Origin of the sequence: Pseudomonas sp. FG-3G (assembly GCF_901007645.1) — a bacterium.
GTDB classification, from domain to species: domain Bacteria; phylum Pseudomonadota; class Gammaproteobacteria; order Pseudomonadales; family Pseudomonadaceae; genus Aquipseudomonas; species Aquipseudomonas rhizophila.
Map to the genome: position 1 here is coordinate 218,040 of NZ_CAAKGZ010000021.1, position 17,780 is coordinate 235,819.

General features: G+C 56.4%; 17 protein-coding genes and 3 pseudogenes. 14 read left to right on the forward strand and 6 right to left on the reverse strand.

Annotation, left to right across the window (positions count from 1 at the left end; all coding sequences use genetic code 11):
- Positions 1–2: 2 nt before the first annotated feature.
- A complete protein-coding gene (locus PSEUDOMOFG3G_RS28070) occupies positions 3–341 on the reverse strand; it encodes a hypothetical protein (protein ID WP_257220808.1) in 339 nt (112 codons plus the stop codon).
- Here PSEUDOMOFG3G_RS28070 and PSEUDOMOFG3G_RS28075 point away from each other — a divergent pair.
- The 8 genes and pseudogenes from PSEUDOMOFG3G_RS28075 to PSEUDOMOFG3G_RS13355 all read left to right on the forward strand — a co-directional run.
- Positions 241–750 carry an MFS transporter gene (locus PSEUDOMOFG3G_RS28075; protein WP_257220805.1) on the forward strand — a complete coding sequence of 170 codons (510 nt, stop codon included), beginning with the start codon at positions 241–243 and terminating at the stop codon, positions 748–750. The two genes, PSEUDOMOFG3G_RS28070 and PSEUDOMOFG3G_RS28075, sit on opposite strands and share 101 nt — an antisense overlap.
- A gap of 566 nt (positions 751–1,316) precedes the next feature.
- Positions 1,317–1,895, forward strand: coding sequence for a disulfide bond formation protein B (locus PSEUDOMOFG3G_RS13330; protein ID WP_139050241.1), 579 nt, complete (start codon positions 1,317–1,319; stop codon positions 1,893–1,895).
- A 63-nt stretch (positions 1,896–1,958) separates the two neighbouring features.
- A complete protein-coding gene (locus PSEUDOMOFG3G_RS13335) occupies positions 1,959–2,948 on the forward strand; it encodes an MDR family oxidoreductase (protein WP_139050242.1) in 990 nt (329 codons plus the stop codon).
- A 36-nt stretch (positions 2,949–2,984) separates the two neighbouring features.
- Positions 2,985–3,557, forward strand: a complete 573-nt coding sequence (locus tag PSEUDOMOFG3G_RS13340; protein ID WP_139050243.1) for a peroxidase-related enzyme — start codon at positions 2,985–2,987, stop codon at positions 3,555–3,557.
- Between the two features lie 682 nt (positions 3,558–4,239).
- The gene (locus tag PSEUDOMOFG3G_RS13345; protein ID WP_139050244.1) at positions 4,240–5,364 is read left to right on the forward strand and encodes a sensor histidine kinase KdpD; all 1,125 of its coding nucleotides are present in this window, start codon (positions 4,240–4,242) and stop codon (positions 5,362–5,364) included.
- 566 nt (positions 5,365–5,930) lie between these two features.
- Positions 5,931–6,227, forward strand: a complete 297-nt coding sequence (locus PSEUDOMOFG3G_RS28080) for a hypothetical protein (protein WP_139050245.1) — start codon at positions 5,931–5,933, stop codon at positions 6,225–6,227.
- 40 nt (positions 6,228–6,267) lie between these two features.
- Positions 6,268–6,540 carry a DUF1652 domain-containing protein gene (locus tag PSEUDOMOFG3G_RS13350; RefSeq protein ID WP_139050246.1) on the forward strand — a complete coding sequence of 91 codons (273 nt, stop codon included), beginning with the start codon at positions 6,268–6,270 and terminating at the stop codon, positions 6,538–6,540.
- A gap of 518 nt (positions 6,541–7,058) precedes the next feature.
- Positions 7,059–7,268: pseudogene (locus PSEUDOMOFG3G_RS13355) on the forward strand (IS5/IS1182 family transposase); the annotation flags it as partial.
- Positions 7,269–7,327: 59 nt separating this feature from the next.
- Here the strand turns inward: PSEUDOMOFG3G_RS13355 and mobH are convergent.
- Entirely contained in the window at positions 7,328–9,046 is a 1,719-nt protein-coding gene (mobH, locus tag PSEUDOMOFG3G_RS13360; protein WP_139050247.1) for a MobH family relaxase, read from the reverse strand.
- 223 nt (positions 9,047–9,269) lie between these two features.
- Here mobH and PSEUDOMOFG3G_RS28085 point away from each other — a divergent pair, with 223 nt between their 5' ends.
- A complete protein-coding gene (locus tag PSEUDOMOFG3G_RS28085; protein WP_139050248.1) occupies positions 9,270–9,464 on the forward strand; it encodes a hypothetical protein in 195 nt (64 codons plus the stop codon).
- Positions 9,465–9,585: 121 nt separating this feature from the next.
- The gene (locus PSEUDOMOFG3G_RS13365; RefSeq protein WP_139050249.1) at positions 9,586–9,951 is read left to right on the forward strand and encodes a histone-like nucleoid-structuring protein, MvaT/MvaU family; all 366 of its coding nucleotides are present in this window, start codon (positions 9,586–9,588) and stop codon (positions 9,949–9,951) included.
- 86 nt (positions 9,952–10,037) lie between these two features.
- Here the strand turns inward: PSEUDOMOFG3G_RS13365 and PSEUDOMOFG3G_RS13370 are convergent.
- A pseudogene (locus PSEUDOMOFG3G_RS13370) lies at positions 10,038–10,343 on the reverse strand (zincin-like metallopeptidase domain-containing protein); the annotation flags it as partial.
- A 144-nt stretch (positions 10,344–10,487) separates the two neighbouring features.
- Here PSEUDOMOFG3G_RS13370 and PSEUDOMOFG3G_RS13375 point away from each other — a divergent pair.
- Genes PSEUDOMOFG3G_RS13375 through PSEUDOMOFG3G_RS13385 form a run of 3 tightly spaced genes read left to right on the forward strand, consistent with a single transcriptional unit; the run spans position 10,488 to position 13,626 of the window.
- Positions 10,488–11,699: a tyrosine-type recombinase/integrase gene (locus PSEUDOMOFG3G_RS13375; RefSeq protein WP_139050250.1), complete on the forward strand. Its 1,212-nt coding sequence runs from the start codon at positions 10,488–10,490 to the stop codon at positions 11,697–11,699.
- The gene (locus PSEUDOMOFG3G_RS13380) at positions 11,696–12,637 is read left to right on the forward strand and encodes a tyrosine-type recombinase/integrase (RefSeq protein ID WP_139050251.1); all 942 of its coding nucleotides are present in this window, start codon (positions 11,696–11,698) and stop codon (positions 12,635–12,637) included. The genes PSEUDOMOFG3G_RS13375 and PSEUDOMOFG3G_RS13380 overlap by 4 nt, the downstream gene beginning before the upstream one ends.
- A complete protein-coding gene (locus PSEUDOMOFG3G_RS13385) occupies positions 12,634–13,626 on the forward strand; it encodes a tyrosine-type recombinase/integrase (protein WP_139050252.1) in 993 nt (330 codons plus the stop codon). Before PSEUDOMOFG3G_RS13380 ends, PSEUDOMOFG3G_RS13385 begins: the two co-directional genes overlap by 4 nt.
- 81 nt (positions 13,627–13,707) lie before the next feature.
- On the opposite strand, the pseudogene PSEUDOMOFG3G_RS13390 reads toward PSEUDOMOFG3G_RS13385, so the two are convergent.
- A pseudogene (locus PSEUDOMOFG3G_RS13390) lies at positions 13,708–14,346 on the reverse strand (ArdC family protein); the annotation flags it as partial.
- A gap of 698 nt (positions 14,347–15,044) precedes the next feature.
- Positions 15,045–15,410: a DUF3085 domain-containing protein gene (locus PSEUDOMOFG3G_RS13395; protein ID WP_139050254.1), complete on the reverse strand. Its 366-nt coding sequence runs from the start codon at positions 15,408–15,410 to the stop codon at positions 15,045–15,047.
- Between the two features lie 463 nt (positions 15,411–15,873).
- Between PSEUDOMOFG3G_RS13395 and PSEUDOMOFG3G_RS13400 the strand changes: the two genes are divergently transcribed.
- The gene (locus tag PSEUDOMOFG3G_RS13400; protein WP_139050255.1) at positions 15,874–16,233 is read left to right on the forward strand and encodes a hypothetical protein; all 360 of its coding nucleotides are present in this window, start codon (positions 15,874–15,876) and stop codon (positions 16,231–16,233) included.
- A 7-nt stretch (positions 16,234–16,240) separates the two neighbouring features.
- On the opposite strand, the gene PSEUDOMOFG3G_RS13405 is transcribed toward PSEUDOMOFG3G_RS13400, so the two are convergent.
- Complete coding sequence (locus tag PSEUDOMOFG3G_RS13405; RefSeq protein ID WP_139050256.1) at positions 16,241–17,779, reverse strand: conjugal transfer protein TraG N-terminal domain-containing protein; 1,539 nt, start codon at positions 17,777–17,779, stop codon at positions 16,241–16,243.
- Position 17,780: the final 1 nt, after the last annotated feature.

Sequence of the window (17,780 nt, forward strand, 5' to 3'; positions counted from 1 at the left end):
TGTCAAGTCAGGCGATCATAAAAAGATGGTTTCATTATTGCGGCGTTTGGCTCCTGGCATGAATGCAGGTCCAGCACCATTTTCGAAAGCGATCGTAAAAAGCGTTCAGAAGGTACAACAGTTGCAAAAGAATTGTTCAATGATGGTCGTGGTTTGAGCACAGCAATGATCTGGGTGGCATTTACCGCAGGGCTCTTCATGGTGTACGCGCTTAGCTCGTGGTTAACCAAGCTAATGGCCATGGCTGGATATAGCTTGGGCTCAGCATTGAACTTCGTTGTAATATACAATCTTGGCGCCATTACTGGTTCAATAGGCGGCTGGTTGTCTTCGAAAATCAATATAAAGTTCGTGTTAATTGCTAGTTACTCATTGGGCGCTCTCGCGTTGACCGCCTTGCCCTTTAATTCTTCAGAGAAATACTTGTACGTGATGGTGTACGCAGTGGGGGCGTCGACTTTAGGAAGCCAGCTGTTAGCCTATGCATATGCTAGTGATTTCTATCCGTCTCATATTAGATCGTCCGGTGTGGGGTTCGCATCGGGCGTGGGTCGCGTTGGGGCCATCATTTCACCCGTAGTCATTGGTTGGGTGGTTTCCATGAGCCTCCCATTCCAGCAAAATTTCATGGTGATCAGCTTCGCCGGGGTTATAGCGGCTGTCGCAATATGTATAGTTAAGCAACGTAACTCTGATTCCCATCGAACTGAGCGGGCCGGATACTTGCAGGGTGGTCAAAGTCCTGATTAGATTATATGTCTAGCACCAGGGCCTGTGGCGGTTGTTCTTGTCGTCTGTGCATTAGACGGGTTATCTAAAATATTATTTATGTTGGCTGAATTTGCAAGTCGCCCAGCCCTGGCGTATTAACGTTTAGGCGGTTACCGGCCACAACGGTGTGGTGGCCTTGCAGCGCAGGCTCCGCGTGGGCAATATTTTTTTGCAAATGCTACAGCTGGGCGTCATGCTGGAAACAACCATTTCGAATGGGGGTAAACTGGTTTCGAGGAGCGGAATGTGAAGTGCCGATGATTGTTACTTGTGCAAGGGTATCTGGCCAGTCGTCAACGCAAGTTGGCGCGTCGTCCATAGTATTATCTTTCACAATGTGAAACGCTCTCTTACTCGAAACCAACACGGAGAGTGCTCATGTTTTATGGATTCATTCCGGTGCTGTTCGCCGTCGTGGCGATGGTGCTTGGACGCAATAGCGCAGTTCGTGCGCGTTTACTATGGGCTGTGTGTGCTCTATTGGTAGTCGTTTGGGCTACATGGCATGGTAGCCATCATCTGGCCCAATTGCAGGAGCTGAGTTCATGGTGATCAAGCTTGAACGTAAAGATTTTCTTCAATGCACGGATTTGACAGGGCTGTTTGCAGTAGGCGGCATGCTTTTGGGCGCCTTCTATTTTCAGATAGTTCTTGGCGAGCTGCCTTGTGCCCTGTGTAATCTTATACGTGCGGCCTTGTTGGTATTCGGTGCCGGGCTATTCCTAAATATCCGCTTCGTTACTAATCCTTGGAACTACATTTTATCAGGCGCCCTCATTGGTAGCCTGATCAGTTTGCTGTTCTTATTCGTAAAAGCGCCACCGGGCACGCCACCAACAGGGTCTGCCATTTTGGGTTTGCATATGTACAGTTGGACGTTCATATTTTTTACGGGTGCTATCGCTTATTGTATGTTGGCCCTTGCGTTGACGTCCAACGGGTCCGGGGAGCAATCGAGGAATGAATCAGCCGGTAGGCTGAGACGATTGGCAATTGCACTCTTTTTCGTAGTAGGAGTGGCAAACCTACTATCCGCATTTTTGCAAAACGGTTTCGCTCCCTTTAAAGCGAGTAACCAACAGCATTACCAAATGCTGTATGACGGTGACGTAATGAAGCCATAGATCCATAAACGCCAACGAGCGGCCGCGCCCGCGGATCGATTCTATCGAGCAGGGAGAAAATTAATGTTTCAAGGTTTGCTCATTGATAAGAAAGACGGCCAACACTCTGTTACGCTGCAACAGATGTCGAAGGCTGATCTGCCGGACGGCGATGTTACCGTCCGTATCGCTTACTCAACTTTGAATTACAAGGATGCTTTGGCGATCACCGGACGCTCGCCTGTTGTCCGACGTTTCCCTATGATCCCGGGCATCGACTTTGCTGGCACGGTCGAAGCTTCTCATAGCCCAGATTTCAAAATTGGCGATCGAGTTGTGCTTAATGGTTGGGGCGTCGGCGAAGTGCATTGGGGTGGGCTGGCGGAGTTCGCGCGTGTAAAAAGCCACATGCTCATACCGATGCACCAGGCTTTTGATGCGCGCCAGGCAATGGGAGTTGGCACCGCAGGTTACACAGCTGCGCTGTGCGTTATGGCCTTGGAGCGTCACGGTATTGCTCCGGACAACGGGCCAGTCGTAGTCACCGGCGCGGCTGGCGGGGTAGGCAGTGTGGCAGTAGCGATGCTCGCCAAGCGCGGTTACTCGGTAGTGGCGGTCACCGGAAGGTTAGAAGAGCGTGAATTCCTGATGGCGTTGGGCGCAAGCGAAGTGATTCACCGCGAAGAGCTGGAGCAGCCTGGCCGTCCTTTGGAGAAAGAGCGCTGGGCTGCTGCCATTGATGTCGCGGGAGGACAGATTCTGGCCAACCTTTGCGCGTCATTGCAGTACCGCGGAGTCGTTGCTGCATGTGGCCTGACCTCCGGCATGGAGCTACCCGCCACAGTGGCACCGTTCATTCTGCGTGGCGTCACGCTGGTAGGCATTGACAGCGTGATGGCCCCGCTAGCCGAGCGCTTAGAGGCTTGGCGACGCCTGGCAGTCGACCTTGATCCTGCGCTACTTGAAACCTTGATCCAGGAGGTTGGCCTCGACGATGTTCAAAATGTCGCGGCCGATCTGCTAGCAGGTCAGGTTCGCGGTCGACTGGTCGTACGAATCGCTTCCCCAGAATAAATAGCTTGTCAATTTACTGTGCATAGGAGCTTTTACATGACTGCAATGAACCCCATCGGGCGTTTTCCTATTCCTGAACTCGACAATCTGCCACAAGATATCCGCGATCGGATTGTTGCGGTTCAAGAAAAAGCAGGGTTTGTCCCCAATGTTTTCTTGGTGCTTGCTTACCGCCCCAGTGAATTCCGTGCGTTCTTCGCCTACCACGACGCGTTAATGGAAAAGGAGGGCAACCTCACAAAAGCCGAGCGAGAGATGATCATCGTTGCGACCAGCAGCGTGAACCAGTGCCAATACTGCGTTGTTGCCCACGGTGCCATCTTGCGCATTCGAGCGAAAAATCCTTTCATTGCGGATCAAGTCGCTGTCAATTATCGCAAGGCAGACATCACTCCTCGGCAAAGGGTGATGCTGGATTTCGGCATGAAGGTTTCGGCGCGTGCACATGAAGTTGGCGAAGCAGACTTCGAGCTTCTGGCACAGCATGGGTTCAGCCAGGATGATGCTTGGGACATCGCTGCCATAGCGTCATTCTTTGGCTTGTCCAACCGCATGGCTAACGTAACCAGTATGCGACCGAACGATGAGTTTTATATGATGGGGCGGTAATCAGGTGAACGCCTCGGGGTCTTCGTTCAGTGGCTGGGGCACAGTGAATGCTCGGCGCTAAGTCTGCGATGCTCAGCCTTTCGTTCAGAACATGAGGCGCCACCACGAGCGATTACCCTGATGCAACCTGGAAATTTAACTCATACGGGCAGCCGTGCGGCTGCCCATTAGCGAATAGAAAGTCAATGAGCAATCTACCATTACTCCTCGCATTCATCGGTGTGTTGGCGCTGAGGCGAATTTGACCCAGGGGGCCGGAATTCATTGGCCCACCCGAATACTCAGCAAACGATTGCTTTGCGCGGGATTTAAGAGGCTGCATATGGGGCAGTCAAAATCAGCCCCTGGGTCAAATTCGCCTCAGCGCCAACATCCAAATCGTCTATGCGAGAAACCACCCTGGAAGACGGGTGTTTTTTTCCATTTTTTGAACTTGTTGATGCGCTAAGGCGTTCTCATGTCAGGTCATCATGTCAACGTGTCAAAGTATCGTGAGAAATGGGGGCCATCGTCAGCTTTGGGTCGAACTAAGCAACTGGCCAACTTACCTGCCCGAACTGAGGCCCACTTGAGGCGCGTTTCGGACGACATGACGAATGGTCTCCTGCACGCGCTACATGCCTTCCCCCATACCGCTAGGCTGGTATCATGATTCTAAAAAAGATGCTCAATGAGATCCGCCATGCGACTGTCAGATTTCATCTTCGTCAACATGAAGCCTATTCTGCGAGCGTGGGAAGACTTCGCCAGATCTGTGGAAACCCCGATGCCAGATCTCGACGCCCGAGGTCTGAGAAACCATGCCCAACTGATCTTGAGAACTGTCGCGCTCGACATGCGCACCTTTCAAACCGAGCAACAACAGATTGACAAATCCTTTGGCCACGGCCCTGTCAGCGAAGACGAGACACCGGCTCAAAGCCACGCAGTCAATCGTTTGGTGGCTGGTTTCACTTTAGATCAGATGGTCTCCGAATATCGCGCCCTCAGGTCGAGCGTACTCAGATTATGGCTGGAGCAAGAATATACCGGGGACGGCCATCATGTTGAGGATATGGTTCGCTTCAATGAAGCGATTGATCAAGCGCTGGTCGAATCGATCGCAGCCTATTGGGAAGCTGTAGAGACGACACGAAAAATGGTCTTGGGCGTGCTGGGCCATGACCTACGCTCGCCGTTGAGTGCCGTCCTGATGGGCGCCGACCTGTTGCGCAAGTCGAAACAACTGCCCGATCGGGAAAAAACGATTGCAGCCCAGATTGCCACCAGTGTTCGCGGTGCCAATCAGATGGTGAATGACTTACTCGACCTGGCGCGCTGTAACCTCGGGACAGGACTCACGATCAAGAAAGAGATCACTCAGCTGCATTCCATATGCCAAGGCATCGTCAACGAAATTCGCGCCGGTCATCCTCAAGCGCAGATTGTATTCAATGACACTGAAAAAATCGTTGGGCAGTTTGATCCAGCACGGATAGCCCAAGTTTTCTCTAATTTGATCGGCAATGCGGTGCGACATGGCGATTTGCACCAGCCCATCCACGTCACTCTGAAAGGGGATGGAACCTCGGTTTTCTTCAATGTAGTAAATTTCGGCGATCCGATTCCTCCCGACGCCATGCCTATTCTCTTCAACCCCGAAGGCCGTTTTTCCAGGTACTCGGACGACAATCGAGGAGAGACCGTCGGCCTGGGCTTGGGATTGTTTATAGCCGCTGAGATTGTTGCAGGGCACGACGGAAAAATAGAGGCGGAGTCGACACAGGAGCAGGGTACAGTTTTCCGTATTTCGTTACCTATTCTCTAGTGGTAATCCGCTTTTGGGCTGACTTCTGCCGGTGCTGATCGATCGATCTGGGTCGTTCTCTGCCGGTCAAGGGTCACGACGCGTGCTGGTCAAGTCCGATGCAAATAGCTGGTCAGGTCGAATGCAGACAGGTGGGCAAGCACCAGTGCAATCACTCACGACGTGAACTCTGCAGGCAACTCCCCACCCCGCGATATAAAGCGGGCTCACAGTTCGTTGACCTCTGCCTAGGCGATCAATGCATCGTCTACGAGCGGCTTTAGCCGCGTTTCTGCAATCTCGCCAAACTTGCTCAACGGGTGATCGCTGTTACCGAGAGGTTCGGATGCGGCGGTCTTTTCCATTTAGCCGCACTCCGCAGTTATCAACAACCGGTTGACCACAGGGGTATGAGGGAATTGGCAGAAACGTCGATATCGCCCTTATAGACATGGCGAGTTGCGCGGGTTGGTCCGGTGGCGAAACTTCGAGGGTAGCCACGGAGGCGATCAACGGGCGCTCGTCAGCGATCGCTAAGTCGTGGTCGCGACTATATTCAAGCGACTAATAAAAGTGTCGAGGGCAAAATGAGACAACGGGGCGAACAATATTGGGCATGGGCAGATCCGGCGCTTCACTGTCAAACGCATGATGAAACGCTCGATGATGGGACGACCATAGATGTACAAGTAAGGCGATCCAGTTCGGGCGGCACTCAAATGTTCATCGGCATCTACGCATCTAGCGGCAAGACCCTTTTCGAAGAAATTTTTGACTGCCGCCCTAGCGAGTCGATAACCCGGGCCCTGGCTTGGGGAGTTGGGCGCGCTCGTCGTGTGGCAACCGAGGCTCGCCCCCCATCGAAGATCGGTAACCATTATTAATAGGCGAGATCCCATTAACCCGACCCTAAGGACGTGAGTCATGATTTCTTCGCTTGAGCTTCGCCACATCATTGAATGTGGATTTCAGCCGCTCTCTTGTACCTGCACTGCCAATCCAGATGGATCATTGATGATCAAGGTGTTCGATTCGACCTCTGGGCGGGTTGATCTACTGGTCACTGCGGTCACGACCAGCCAACTCACGTCCAGCCGCGCCATTGTAAATTTGATTGGTGAGCTTCGCTCTGAAATGGCAGCGCACCAAGCGATGGGCACGGTGGTGTTAGGAGATAGCACAGGGTTGAATCGTTAGGGATGCAAGGGAACCATTACCACCGTTGAGCGGCCGGTGTTGGCCGATTTCTGCCTGTCCCCACAGGTAGCAATGGACAGCTCTCCGCTGATCATGTTTACGAAGCGTGCTGATAAAATCCGATGCAATCGGTGCTCAGATCAAATGCAACCGCTTGATCAAGTGCAATGCAAACGAGCGGTCAGTACCGATGCATTCAGGTGGTCAAGTGGATTGCAATTTCGCAGGGAGAAACACGAGCCCGCCGCACCAGGCAGTTAATGTCTATGTCTGCAATGGGTCTAGGCTGTGTAAAAAGCTTGCGCCGTTTTGAAGTCTGCGTTGTTACGTAAAATCTGCCAGCATTTGGTTATCAGTAGACCGGAAATTTGCGTAGGAGCGCGATTTTCGTTCCAGTCCTGACAGTAAAACCTGCTCCAAAACGTTTTCACCCAGCCTGGGTCGATTCTGTTAAAAAAGTAGCTCCCTGTCTGGCCTGCGGCAAAATCTCTGCATTGGCCAGCAGGGAAGCACATAGCATGATGGGACAGTTATCGAGTGGGCAGGAACGGCTGTTTTACTCGTTCAACCTTGAAGATCACATCCCCGCCAATCACCTTCTGCGCAGCATTGATCGGTGTCTCGATCTGAGTGACTTGCGCCACTACCTCGCCGATTTCTATAGCCCGATTGGGCGTCCTTCGATTAATCCCAAACTGATGATCCGCATGCTGATCGTGGGCTATTGCAAGTTCCTGAAATGGCTTATTTGAAATGGACACCGAGCCCCCGCTGTGTTTGGCCGCTTTTATGCGTCCAACGTCAGAAACGGATTGTCCGTTGGTAGCTCACTTGAAATGCTCTTAGCGTCGCTTAGTAAGTAGCCATTCAGTGAGCTGCCTTTGCGTGGCCCCTTCACCATGCATCTCCAGATGTTTTGGCCATTGGGCCTTTTCAGGTGAACATCCAGTCTCTCAAAATGGCGTTGGATACGCCGCCAAGCATCGGTTTTGTCATCCCCGTCAGTGAATTCTGAGTGCTCGGCAGCGTAGCGCTGGAAAATGCCGGGAGTGACCAAAAAAAACGTGCCCTCGACTGTGTGAATCTTGGCCTTGCTGTCGTTGACGAGTAATCGGTGACTTTGAATTCCCTCGCGCAGCCATTCAATAAAGGCCTGTCCCGGCGCATCGTTGGGAGGAGCAGTTGAGGATTTCAGTCCTTGTGCGCTCGATTCATCCTCGTACGCGCCCGTCTCCTGCAACACATCCATAAGGTCATCGAGATAATCGAAGTCCTGGTTCGGAGGCAAGGGCTCGGGCACTTCCACGTCCGAGTCTGTTTGTGTTCGATCCGGGACTGACTCGCTGGCTTCACTGGTCGGCACGGTATTGTCAGCCACGAACTCAACTGTCCCCACAAAGCACTGCGGCCGCGTTTCATCGGCCCAAATCAGCGCGGGACACAGACGCAAGAAGGTAAAGCGATGCTGCCATCCTTCGTCTGACACGGTTGCGCACCATACCGCTTTGCCTTCTGGCGTTGCCTCTACCAACCCGTGCGATTGCAGCTCATCGAACATGGCGATGTTGGAGGAGGGGATGCCATCCACTGCCTGGGCCAGCAGGTAGGCGCGAAGTTTGTCGGTGGTAGTTTTGCTGACCAGCCACAGATGTTTCTCGGTGAGCCAGCCGGCAGCCCCGGGCTGGTTGAGCTTGAACTCGTTTTTGACCAGATGGCGTAAGCCAGTCAGTAGGTGATGCTGAAGCGAACGAACAGGTGCCTGTAGAGCCTTGCTTGGATTGGCACCGATGTTCTGCGCGGTGGATACCCGGTCAGCTTGCAGCACCAGCTCCCCCAGCGTCCCGGCGTGCTCATAGTGGTTGGCCAGCAACGACAGCAGATTGCCCCATAGAGCTGGGTAACCGCTGAGCCAGTCGAAGAGGCGCGGTGTCAATATCTGGGTGTAGAGCAGCCCAGCGGCCGCAGCATGTAGCTGGTAGTCACGGCCGGCCACGTAACGGAAGCGGTAGGGCTTGTTCAGGGGCCCGTGCCACGGATGCCAGAGCTCCCCATCTTGGTACTCCACCTGGAGGTCGACGGCAATCTTGCCAACGTCATGGAGCAGGGCTCCATAGGCGATGGCGGCGCTCCAGGCGTCGGTCTGCGCGGCCTGGTCTTCGGGCGCGGCGCCGCTGGGTAGCAGGTACGACTGGCGCAATTTCAGGCTGTAGGCCATCAGCTCCAATCCGTGGTCCAGCATGCCTCCTGGATAGGCGTGATGATGGCTTTCGCTGGCCGGTAGTTGCTGGACATACCTGGCGTAGCAGTGGATTGGATCGAGATAGAGCTGATCGAACTGAGCTTGGGAAAGGGCTGTGTATTGCCAGATGCGCTCGAGCAGCCGCTTCCGGTGATCGGCGGCAAGGAGCGATTCTGATGACTCAGGCAAGAAGTAACCTTCCGCGACAAGCACTGGCGCGGGCCTGGCGGCGTTGCCTTTTTCATGTTTGAGCCACCAGCGCATCATCGCGTTACCTGCTTTGCATCCGGGAGGTTCTTTTGCCTTTTCGGATAAGCCTCTTACCCTTGCAATCCCTTCCATTGGCGCCATTACCCTTTACCGCCTTTGTCCTTTTCGCGAACGCGAAAATCCGAAGGCAGGCGCGTCAGGTTAATCGATTGATCGGTATAGCCGGTCCCTTTTACAGGGGTTAGACTGGCCGGCTTCATCTTTCGGAGTAGGGGCGCTGATGACGCTTACCGATGCAGTGTTGATCGTGCTACTGGTCGACCGGATACATGGGACTGACGTTGCCATTCGCTCAGCCGCTAAGCGCTGCGCGAAAAAGCTGCCGCGTAGCCAGCGCGATCTCTTGTTTAAAGTTGCGAATAGTCCTGCGCCTCGGGAACTTTTGGGCCACCTGTGCCAATACTTGGCAGAGTGAACAGATCAAACAGATCGATTAAAGCTGGGCAGCAGACGAGCCGCAGTGAGGATCAAGCCCTCGGCTAAAGTGTGGATCTCAGATACTATTCCCACACTTGTCTTATACCTAGGAAGAGCCCATGTCTAAGCTTGCCGAATTCAAAGCGCTGGAAGCGCAACTGGCCGCGCAACTCCAACAGCTGGATGCGATGAAAAACGATTCCGGGCTGAAGCAGGAAATCGAGTTTGAACAAAAGCTCAAGGCCTTGCTGGACGAGTACGGCATGAACCTGCGGCAGGTGATCACCATTCTTGATCCGTCCAAGGGGGGGAGCGTCAGTACCGCCGGCGCCTCCAGCAGCGTCCAGCGCAAGCCTCGTGAGGTCAAGCGCTACAAGAACCCGCACAGCGGTGAGGTCGTGGAAACCAAGGGCGGCAACCACAAAGTCCTCAAGCAGTGGAAGCAGGAGCACGGCTCCGACACCGTCGAAAGCTGGTTGCAGTAATCAGCCGACCAGTTGTAGCGGCGGATGATCCGCGTTGCCGGCAAAACAAAGGCCCCAGGTGGGGCCTTTATGCTGCTTGAGTGAAGTCACGCCGTTAACCGTTCAGTCGTTTCAGTGGCCTGATCGTACTGCAGCGCCAGTAGGTATTCGGAGGCCTCCCGTGCCTGGCCACTGGCGCGGAAGATCGCCCGCTTATCCTCCTTGAGTATCTTCAGCCAGGACGCCAGGTACTCCTCGTGACGTAACTCACCCTGGGTGCCGGTCAGCGCACAGAGAAACGCTGCGCCCATTTCCGCTACCAGTTCCTCGAAGGCGTACGCCGCGGAACCAAACGCGTGGCCGCCAGTGATGCCGTCGCGGTTGAGGCGCGAGTGGTGGCCCGACCAATGCGTCTTATGCCGATATCGGCATAAGACCCATAATGCCGCGAGTCGGATTATGCCGCATGTCGCTGATAAGGCGCGGTGGGCAGCATGACCATGCCACGTCCATTCGGCATAATCTTCGTCGCTCCGACAACACGGAGCACGAAGATCATGTCCGTAAATCTGGAAACCTGCATTGAGCCGCATCTCCGCTCGTTCGAGCAAAGCTATGCTGCTGAGAATTACACCGCTCGTACAATCGCAACTTACCGGTGCCTGACCCGGAAGTTTGGCGAGCTGCTGGACGAAGCTGGCATTACGCCCTCGGCTGTCACCTTTGAATGCGTTGAACGACTGACGCGAGACCTGCCTAGGGGAGCGCGAAATAGGATACGCCTCGACACCCTCGCTCGGCGGCTTGCGCAGCATTTGATCGATATCGGCGTGGCTCAGCCGGTGCCTCTGACCGAGGCTGAGATTGCGCGTGCGGCGTTGCTGGCGGACTTCGAGATGTATCTCGTCAAACAACGTGGCCTCAGCCCGCGTAGCGTCTCCCACTCGTTGGGGTTTGCTCGTCGCTTCCTCGACCATCGCTTCGGTGAGGCGATGCCTGATCCGGGCCACCTGCGTCCCGCTGACGCATTCGGCTTCATGGAGCATGTTCTGGCCAGCGCCCGTCGCGACAAGACGGTGGCGAACCATGTCCGCATCTTCCTTCAATATCTTTTCGGATGCGGGGCTACGGCGACTAATCTGGCGCTGAGCGTGCCGAAGATGGCCAACCGTTGGGGCGCGAGACTGCCGCGCCACCTTTCGCCTGATGGCATCGAGGCCGTGCTCGCGTTTGTCCGTGGCAATCAGCGGCATGGTACGCGGGACTACGCGATGCTGCTCCTGATGGCCCGGCTCGGCCTGCGTGCGGCCGAGGTCATCGCGATCCAGCTCGATGATATCGACTGGCGTGCCGGCGAATTGCTGGTGCGCGGCAAGGGCAAACTCCACGACCGCCTGCCAATCACCGTGGAGGTCGGCGACGCGCTGAGCTGCTACCTTCGAGAGGAGCGTGGACCGGCGACCTGCCGAACGCTGTTCGTCACCCATCGCGCTCCGAATCACCCATTCAAGAACGGACAGATCGTCAACACCATCCTTAAGGATGCCTTGAAGGCGACCGGCCAGAAGCCGGTGACGCCTTATGTGGGGTCGCATCTGCTACGTCATAGCCTTGCGACCCAACTGGTGAACACTGGCGCTTCGCTCGACGAGATTGGCCACGTGTTGCGACACCGCACCCGATCATCGACGATGATATACGCGCGACTCGACCTCGAGGGACTGCGGTCAATCGCGCAGCCCTGGCCGGTGGCGGGAGGCGCGCTATGAGCCTTACTTCCCAACTCGACCACTATCTTAGCGTCCGGCGTCGCCTCGGCTACGATCTTGGCACCAGTGAGCGCATCCTCCGCCGCTTTACCCGGTTCGCCGAGCGCGAAGGCGCCGTTCACATCGACACAGCGCTATTCCTTCGCTGGCACGCCACGCTGGCTGAGGCCTGCAGCTCGACCCGCGCGGCGAGACTCAGCGTCGTGCGCCTGTTCGCCCAGTGGCTGAGCAGCATCGATCGGGCACATGAAGTGCCGCCGCGAGGCCTGCTGCCAGGCTCCGTCCAGCGGTCGCGTCCGCACATCTACACTGATGTCGAGATCGGAGCGATCATCGTGGCAGCCAAGGAGTTACCATCGATCTACGGCTTGCGCGGGCTGACCTGCTCGACGTTGTTCGGGCTGATCGCGGTTACCGGCCTGAGGATCAACGAGGCGCTCATGCTCGATTGTGACGACCTCGACGTCGATCATGGCGTACTGCGCGTCCGAAAAGGCAAACTCGGCAAAGAGCGGTTACTGCCGCTCGACCCGAGCGTCGTCACGCAGTTGATCGGCTATCTTGCCGAACGCGATCGGCTGATCGGCCATCCTGCCAAGCCGCTGTTCGTAACCGACAGAGGCATGCGCCTCCTTGACTGTACTGCTCGATACAACTTCGCACGGGCCTGTCAGCAGGTCGGGCTCAGAACTCATCAGCCCTTCTGCAAGCATGGCCGGGGGCCGCGCATCCACGATCTTCGGCACACCTTTGCCGTGCGGACGATGATCGGCTGGTATCGCACCGGCAAAGACCCGGCGCGCGAGATGATCCGGCTGACGACCTATCTGGGCCATGGCGACCCCTCCAACACCTACTGGTATCTGGAAGCGGTTCCGGAACTGCTTAATCTGGCGATGGAGCGAGCGACCGCCAATGATCGGGGGGCAGTCCAATGAGCACTGTTACCCTGCCCGCACTGATCCAGCGCTTCTTCACCGACCGATTGTGCATCCAGATGGAAGCGAGCCGCCATACGGTTGCGGGCTATCGCGACACGTTCCGGCTGCTGTTGCGATATGCGAGTGCTAGACATGGCAAACCACCGGTCAAGTTGACGGTCGAAGATATCGACGCTGATCTGGTCGCGGACTTCCTCGTCCACACAGAGGCCGCGCGAGGCAACAGCACCCGCAGCCGCAATACCCGGCTCGCCGCGATCCGTTCGTTCTTCCGCTACGTCGCGATTAGTGAGCCGGTCTGGCTGCTGCAATGCCAGCGCATCCTTGCGATGCCCAACAAGCGCTATGTGAAGCGTGCGGTTACGTTCCTCGACGGCGACGAGATCGCTGCGCTGCTGGCAGCGCCAGATCGTACGACATGGGCGGGGCGACGCGATCATGCGCTGCTGCTCCTCGCGGTCCAGACCGGCCTGCGGGCATCCGAACTGGTGAGCCTCACGCGAGGCGATGTTGTGCTCGGAAGTGGCGCACACATCCGCTGCATGGGTAAGGGCCGGAAGGAGCGCGCCACGCCGCTTCGTCGCGAGACGGCCAAACTGCTGGCAGCATGGATCGGTAAGGACAAGGGTGAGAGCAAGCCGCTGTTCCCTTCGATCCGAGGCGATCGGTTAAGCCGCGACGCTCTTGAGCATCTGGTCCGCAAGCACTGCCTCACGGCATCGCGTCTGTGCCCGAGCATCGGCACCAAACGGGTCACGCCGCATACGCTTCGTCACAGCACTGCGATGGACCTACTCCATCACGGTGTTGATCCAGCTGTGATCGCGCTCTGGCTTGGTCATGAGAGCATCGAGACCACGCAGATCTACATTCACGCCGACATGCGACTGAAGGAGCAGGCGCTCGCTCGCGTCGCGGCCCCCGCCACCCCGTCGAGCCGGTTCCGGCCAGACGACCAACTACTCGCATTCTTGGAAGGGCTCTGATTATGCCGAACAGTCGCATGGCCGATGCAAGGCCAACAAGCCTCAGTGGAGGCCATGCGGCATAATCCGACTCGCGGCATTATGTGTCAGCTCATGAAGGGCTGTGGCGTAGTAGCTGCCAACGTCCTCGAATTGACCCTTGGTGGGCAGTTGGATGAGATCGCGCACGGGCTGATAGAACGCGTGATCTCCATAGCGATGCTCGATGCGTGCCCCGCTGGCGACCAGCAGTTGCTCGGCTGGGGCATGATCGATAAAGGCCGACTGGTCGTCACGCTCATCGTGTTTTTGCTCTTCGGCAGGCAAGTCTTCGGTCTGCTCGATGTTGAACAGGCAATGCGTCCGCAACAGCGCGAACTGCACCATTTTGATGTTGCCCTGTTCATCACGAACAACCTGACCGTCCTCGTCGTGCGCCTCCTTGCTCATCGGTTTGTACAGCACCGCGAGAGTTGATTGCTCACCCTTGCGTACATGGCCACCGGCTTTGCGCGCCTGGTTGAACGTGAGCCAGCGATCTTGGCTGAAACCACGCAGGCACGCCTCGGCCCACAGCAGCGGAATGTTGATGCCGGCGTAGGGGCGCCGGGTGATGGCATTGATGGGGAAAGGGCAGTCAGCACCTGAGTCTGTGGTCGTCCAGGGTTTGATCCAGGGAATGACGCCTTGATTCAGGGCGCTGACGATCTTGTTGGTGACGTCCAGGTAGATATCGGACATGGCGTTCTCCGGTTGTGAAGGGGGAACGCTGCCCGGCCGGGAAGGGTTCCCGGTGGGGTAGTGGTCAGGGGGTATGCTGGCTGGGTCAGATGGCGGCGATGTCTACAGTGATCTCACTTGACAGACGGATGAGCAGAAAAGCCGGGCCACTACGTGGTGTGATGCGAGCCAGCCGTAACAGCGTTGAGTGATTGACTGCTGATGAGTCGTCTCGTGGTGGGTGATCGAACTGCAGCTCGATTGGACACTGCAAGGTGCGAGGCGCTGAAGTCAGGGCGCTGTTGAGTAGGGCTGCCAAGCGCTGGGCTGAACGTCCGACGGGGTCGTTGCCTGTAGCAGGTTCAATGACTTGTCGCCATACGCCTGGACTCAGGACTACGGCGGTTGAGAAGAGCTTCTTTCTGGACATCGGAACCTCCGGGTAGCTGATCCCGCGACACCTCAGCTGAGGTTCTTGCGCGGGCTTGTCACTCAGCGAGGCATGGAGTGTTTGTGTATTAAAACGCGTTCGGACGTGGGGTCAATCTCCAATCCAAACACCGGAAAAGCCCGGCATTCCAGGGCGTTCCAAGGAAGACTATCTGGCTCAAGTTCCAGATAAACGGCGGCCTCCATCCGGGTGTGAGCTGATGCGAGAGGCGCTCCAAAGAGGCCCGGTTACGGAGCCACTCTGGAAACGCTGAGACTCGCATTTGCGTTCAAGATTTTCCCGTCGGGTCAACCTCGGCGGCTAGGTACAGGTGCGTGGAGGTGGCCTCCACCACCAGCGATCCTGCAGTCCCGCGAAGGCTGGCGAGGACGGGATCATCGATGTCGAAGTACTCGGCAAAATCATCGCCGCCGAATTCATCGCGCGCGCGATTCCACCAGGTGTCGAAATCGTCGACGTCAGGGTTGCAGCCGGTGGCGTAGGCCACGCGTTTGCGGCCGCTTCCGTCCGGCTTGCTCTCGCCGATCTCGGACATAAGGTAGACACCGTGGTCCTTGACCAATATCACTCTGCAGCCATTGATACCGGCTTCGGCTAACACGGCGTGGAGTTCAGAGCCTGTAAAACGCAGCATGATGAGATCCTCCTGAGGGTGCGGAGGAACGCCACCCGTGCGGGAGAATTCCCAGCACTGGAATGGATTGAATAGGGTTGCATCGAAGAGGTACTGCTCAGGGAGCTTGGGGTTTAGATGGCGTTCATCACCGCGGGAACGGTGACCGTGCGAGCTGCCGAACGCGAGTCGCACTTGGGGACAACCATCACCAAGGTGACGTAGCCTTGAAGGTTTTGGCTACCTGGGGTGCTGGAAAACCAGCGGTCGCACAGTCGGTTTATCAAACGGATCGACGTAGCGTCAATGGTGTTTTTAGTTTGAATGAGCTGCTTCGATCCATGCAGCCCCACTGGCGATTATCAGCGCAGTCTAGGCGATCAACGGTCATGGGAATCGGCGGAAGAGGAGTAAGCTAAAGCTTGGATCCAAGTTATTGGTAACTTTTTGGCCGTAAGTGCAGAGAAGGAAGGGAGGCACTCAAATGACTGCTCCAGCTTTTTCTACTTCTAGCCGTACCCCTATCGGCAAGCATTTAATTCATGTCGCGGTCCGTTTGGGTCGGCTGGTGAATCAACTCGAAACGAGAATTTTGCACTCCCGTATGTTGGCTGCCGTGCCCTTTACGTATCGCCAAATCGGCTTTCAGACTTTCAAGTTGATCCTCGTGCTCGCCGTTGCATCAGTTGCGATCGTCCTAGCGATCGGGATGATTGCTCTGTGGACTATTGCGGCGCTGCCCATAAGGGCGTCCGATGATGAGCCCGATGTGTTTGAGGTGAGTCACCCTCGGCATCGTTTCAAATATCCTGAAATGTACGACGATCACGGGTCTCTCCGTTAATTTCCGGTTACTTGAGCTTACGGGCACCTCCAACGATTTGGGACGATCCCTTTCCGGCCTGGACTTTGGCGTTCTCTGCACCTTGAGTTAGGAGACTCTGAACGTTGCTGCCAACGTTGTATCCTGCCCAGCTCATCGTTCCGAGGAAAAACATCGGCAGTACCACAAACATCGCGCCCATGACGTACTCGATCACCTGTGCGGTCACTGTCCCGTCCATGAAACCAGCTGTCGGCAACGATAAGAGCGTCTGGTCCGTGGCAGATACCTGGTTGTACAGCGTCTCCAGCATGCTTGAGTCGATCCAGCGTGCGAGCTCCCACCAGAACGTCAGCATGTGCAGAGTAAACAGCGCGAACGTGACGGTCATCAGCGCCTTGAGTTGATAGGTGCTGATCAGCAGTACCAGCGGTAGGCTGATGATCGTGCCCATGATCAGAAAGGCCTGGACCATCGGTAGTGCGGCGCGCAACGCATTCATCGCCGGGAAATTGCTGAACGAGCCTAGGGCCAGCCCGGTGTTCGTGGCCAGGTTGTTGAGTCCTTGCGTCAGTGAGCCGCCCCGGGCGCTGCTGCCATAGTCCTGGAACACCTGCCCAGGCGCCATGCTCAACGATTGCTGCCGCGGGCTCACCAGTTCGCGCAAGGTGGCGTCCTCGATCTCGATGGTCGTACGTCCGGTCAGCCAGCCGCGCAGGCGTGAAATCAGCGACGGATCGACCTCGGCGACCAAGCGATCACGCAGTCCGATCGTGGCATCGCTCCACCATTGTCTGCAGGAGGGGTAGCCAGCGCCGTTGTCGAGCCGGGGCAGGGAGGTATCCCGAGTCTCGTCGTACGGCCAATCGACCCTGGGCGTTCGCGAACGATCGGTGTCGTAGTAGCCTGGCGTGTTGAGTAAGTACGTCGAGCCAATCCAGGACGCATCGTAGCTCTGCGACTCGTCCAGTTCAGGGCGATTGGTAAACAGCCGCGAGCGCGAAAAGCCGTAGCAGTCCCGGGTGAAGTCGGCGACTTCCTGCAGCAGCACCTGGTCGTTGATCCGTGAGCTGTCGATCTCCATCCGCATCGCACGGATGTCGGGCGCGCACGGAATCGACGCGGTCGCGGCGGCCGTAATGCCTTTGCTCAGGGCATGCACAAGAAACCACCACACCGGCACATTCGCCGATTTCTCGCCGATGGTGTTGAAGGTTGTGCCCCAGGCCGTTTCGGCGGGCTTAGTCATGGAAACGCCGCAGCGTTGGCTCGCCGCATCGTCGAAGGTTACCGAGGAAAGATTTAAGGGGAAGAACGGCATGCAGCCAAACAGGATGACCACGTAACTCATCCACAGCCGGTTCTCGACGCGAGGGATCGACAGCAAGCCCTTGTTGCCCTCGTCAGAGCCTTGTTGGCGAGCGGACAGCCATTCTTGCAGGATGATCGCGCCGAAGGGCGCGGCGAACAGCCCGGTGTCCGCCAGCGTATTCCAGATGCCGTTGTTGATGATCCAGGCCAACAGCGACAGGTAGTACTCGAGGTAGCTGTTGGTGCTCATGCTCATG